Source organism: Pseudarthrobacter phenanthrenivorans (genome assembly GCF_000813845.1).
In the GTDB taxonomy this organism is placed as follows: domain Bacteria; phylum Actinomycetota; class Actinomycetes; order Actinomycetales; family Micrococcaceae; genus Arthrobacter; species Arthrobacter phenanthrenivorans_B.
In genome coordinates, this window is sequence record NZ_JWTB01000067.1 from 1 (window position 1) to 3779 (window position 3779).

At 67.1% G+C, this 3779-nt stretch carries 1 protein-coding gene; it reads left to right on the plus strand.

Annotated elements, in window-relative coordinates:
* Nucleotides 1–234 precede the first annotated feature (234 nt).
* Nucleotides 235–3741: a bifunctional proline dehydrogenase/L-glutamate gamma-semialdehyde dehydrogenase gene (locus RM50_RS20055; RefSeq protein ID WP_043456357.1), complete on the plus strand. Its 3507-nt coding sequence runs from the start codon at nucleotides 235–237 to the stop codon at nucleotides 3739–3741.
* Nucleotides 3742–3779 lie beyond the last annotated feature (38 nt).

Genomic DNA, 3779 nt, shown 5'->3' on the forward strand with positions numbered 1-3779 from the left:
GATGGGGCGTTGGCGGTTTTGGGGTGGGAGGTGATGGGGCGTTGGCGGTTTTGGGGCGGGAGGTGATGGGGCGTTGGCGGTTTTGGGGCATCAGCTGATGGGGCGTTGAGAGGTGCGTTAAACATTGGTTTTCCTAACCTGTATTGGTTGGAAAAGATCGCTTTATCTTATGTGAGCAGAAGCTCATACTGGTGGAAAGACCTCCTCCAAACCCAGAGAAAGTACGGGAAAACAATGACCCACGTTGCAACGGAACCGGTACTGAACGCCGGCGCGGCACCGCAGAAAGTCGACGTCGACGTCCCTCAGGCCAAGGCCCTGGCCGATGAGGTGATCGCCCTGGTCCGGCGCTGGCTGACCGAGGCGTCCAAGGTTCCCGTGGACGCGTCCGCCCAGCAGCTTGCGGGCGTCCTGAAGGACCCCAACGGCCTTGAGTTCACCGTCGGCTTCGTGGACGGCGTGGTCCGCCCCGAAGACCTGAACGTCGCCGCCCGCAACCTGGCCAAGCTGGCCCCCAAGGTTCCGGCCTTCCTGCCCTGGTACATGCGCAGCGCCGTGGCGCTTGGCGGCACCATGGCCCCGGTCCTGCCCCAGGTGGTCATCCCCATCGCCCGCAAGGTGCTCCGCGAAATGGTGGGCCACCTGATCGTTGACGCCACGGACGCCAAGCTGGGTCCCGCCATCGCCAAGATCAAAAAGGACGGCATCAAGCTCAACGTCAACCTCCTCGGCGAGGCCGTCCTCGGCGAGCACGAGGCCTCCCGCCGGCTCGAAGGCACGCACGCGCTGCTGGCCCGTCCCGACGTCGACTACGTCTCCATCAAGGTCTCCTCCACCGTGGCCCCGCACTCCGCCTGGGCGTTCGACGAAGCCGTGGAACACGTCGTCGAAAAGCTCACGCCGCTGTTCCAGCGAGCAGCTTCCTTCGCCGGCCCCGGTAAGAAAGCCAAGTTCATCAACCTGGACATGGAGGAGTACAAGGACCTGGACATGACCATCGAGGTCTTCACCCGGATCCTGGACAAGCCCGAATTCAAGAACCTCGAGGCCGGCATCGTGCTCCAGGCCTACCTCCCGGACGCGCTGTCTGCGATGATGCGCCTGCAGGACTGGGCAGCCGGACGACGCGCCAACGGCGGTGCCGGCATCAAGGTCCGCGTGGTCAAGGGCGCCAACCTGCCCATGGAACAGGTGGAAGCCTCCCTCCACGACTGGCCGCTGGCCACCTGGGGCTCCAAGCAGGACTCCGACACCAGCTACAAGAGCGTCATTAATTACTCACTGCACCCCGAGCGGATCAAAAACATCAGGATCGGCGTCGCCGGCCACAACCTCTTTGACATCGCTTTCGCCTGGCTGCTGGCCAAGCAGCGCGGCGTGGAGTCCGGCGTCGAATTCGAGATGCTGCTCGGCATGGCGCAGGGCCAGGCCGAAGCCGTCAAGAAGGACGTCGGGTCCCTGCTGCTGTACACCCCCGTGGTGCACCCGTCCGAGTTCGATGTCGCCATCGCCTACCTGATCCGCCGCCTGGAAGAGGGCGCCAGCCAGGAAAACTTCATGTCGGCCGTCTTCGAACTGAGCGAAAACGAAGGGCTCTTCGAGCGCGAAAAGCAGCGCTTCCTCGCCTCCCTCGAAGCCCTGGACAACAGCGTGCCGCTGCCCAACCGCCGCCAGGACCGGAACCTGCCCCCGGAGCCCATGCCTCACGCCGGCTTCCGGAACACCCCGGACACCGACCCCGCCCTGCCCGCCAACCGTACGTGGGGCCGTGCCATCCTGGGGCGCGTCCCGTCCTCCACCCTGGGGGAGGCAGCCGTGAAGGCCGCCTTCATCAACGACGAGGAAACGCTCAACAGCGCCATCGCCAACGCCGTGGACAACGGCAAGGCCTGGGGCGAACTCTCCGGCAACGAACGTGCAGAAATCCTGCACCGCGCCGGCGAAATCCTCGAGGCCCGCCGCCCCGACCTCCTGGAGGTCATGGCCAGCGAAACCGGCAAGACCATCGACCAGGGCGACCCCGAAGTGAGCGAAGCAGTGGACTTCGCGCACTACTACGCCGAGTCCGCGCGCAAGCTGGACACGGTCGACGGCGCCACCTTCGTCCCTGCCAAGCTCACCGTCGTCACCCCGCCCTGGAACTTCCCGGTCGCCATCCCCGCCGGGTCCACCCTCGCGGCTCTCGCCGCCGGCTCCGCCGTCGTCATCAAGCCCGCCAAGCAGGCCGCCCGCAGTGGCGCCGTCATGGTGGAGGCCCTCTGGGAAGCCGGCGTGCCCAAGGGCGTGCTCACCATGCTGCAGCTGGGCGAACGCGAGCTGGGCCAGCAGCTGATCTCCCACCCCGCCGTTGACCGCGTGATCCTCACCGGCGGCCACGAAACCGCAGAGCTGTTCCGGTCCTTCCGCAAGGACCTGCCGCTGCTGGCCGAGACCAGCGGCAAGAACGCCATCATCGTCACCCCCAGCGCCGACCTAGACCTGGCCGCCAAGGACGTGGCCTATTCCGCGTTCGGACACGCCGGCCAGAAGTGCTCCGCTGCCTCGCTGGTAATCCTGGTGGGCTCGGTGGCCAAGTCCAAGCGGTTCCACAACCAGCTGATCGACGCCGTCACTTCCCTCAAGGTGGGCTACCCGCAGGACCCGACCAGCCAGATGGGCCCGATTATCGAACCCGCCCACGGCAAGCTCCTGAACGCGCTTACCACGCTGGGCGAGGGCGAGAGCTGGGCGGTTAAACCGAAGAAGCTGGATGACACCGGCCGGCTGTGGAGCCCGGGCGTGCGCTACGGCGTCAGGCGCGGTTCCTACTTCCACCTGACCGAGTTCTTCGGCCCCGTCCTGGGCGTCATGACCGCGGAAACCCTGGAAGAGGCCATCGCCATCCAGAACCAGATCGAGTACGGCCTCACCGCCGGACTGCACTCGCTCAACTCCGAGGAGCTCGGCATCTGGCTGGAGGGCATCCAGGCCGGAAACCTGTATGTGAACCGCGGCATCACCGGGGCCATCGTGCAGCGCCAGCCGTTCGGCGGCTGGAAGAAGTCCGCTGTTGGTGCCGGCACCAAGGCCGGCGGACCCAACTACCTCGCCGGCCTGGGGGACTGGACCCCTGCCCGCAGCACCGCCACCGCCGCCGTCAGCCACCCGGCTGTCCGGCGCATCCTCAACGCGGCCGGCTCCGCACTGCAGCCCGTCGAACTCGAGTCCGTCCAGCGGGCGCTGGCATCCGACGCCGAAGCATGGGCTGAGGAGTTCGGCACCGCCAAGGACGTCTCCGGGCTGAGCGCCGAGCGCAACATCTTCCGCTACCGCAATCTGCCCGTCACCATCCGCCTCTCCGAAGGGGCGCCGCTGGCGGACGTGGTCCGGACCGTGGCGGCAGGCGTGCTGGCGGGTTCGGCACTCACCGTGTCCACCGCCGTCGAACTCCCCGCCCAGCTGCGCTCCGTGCTCACCGCGCAGGACATCGACGTGACGGTGGAGTCCGACGCCGGCTGGCTGGCTGCCGCGGGACGCCTCGCCGACGCAGGCAAGCTGTCGGGAGGCAGGATCCGGCTCATCGGCGGTGACGCTGCCGCCCTTGCCGATGCCACAGGAGGCCGTCCCGACCTGGCCATCTACGCCCACCCGGTCACCGAGGCCGGGCGCGTGGAACTGCTGCCGTTCCTGCACGAGCAGGCCGTCAGCATCACCGCGCACCGGTTCGGCACCCCGAACCACCTGTCCGATGCGCTGATCTGATCCAACGGCACGGCATAAAAGAGACCGGTGGCTGGGCT

Bases quoted from the DNA above. Each gene is read 5' to 3' on its own strand.
- RM50_RS20055 (WP_043456357.1), top strand. From the start codon at position 235: ATGACCCACGTTGCAACGGAACCGGTACTGAACGCCGGCGCGGCACCG.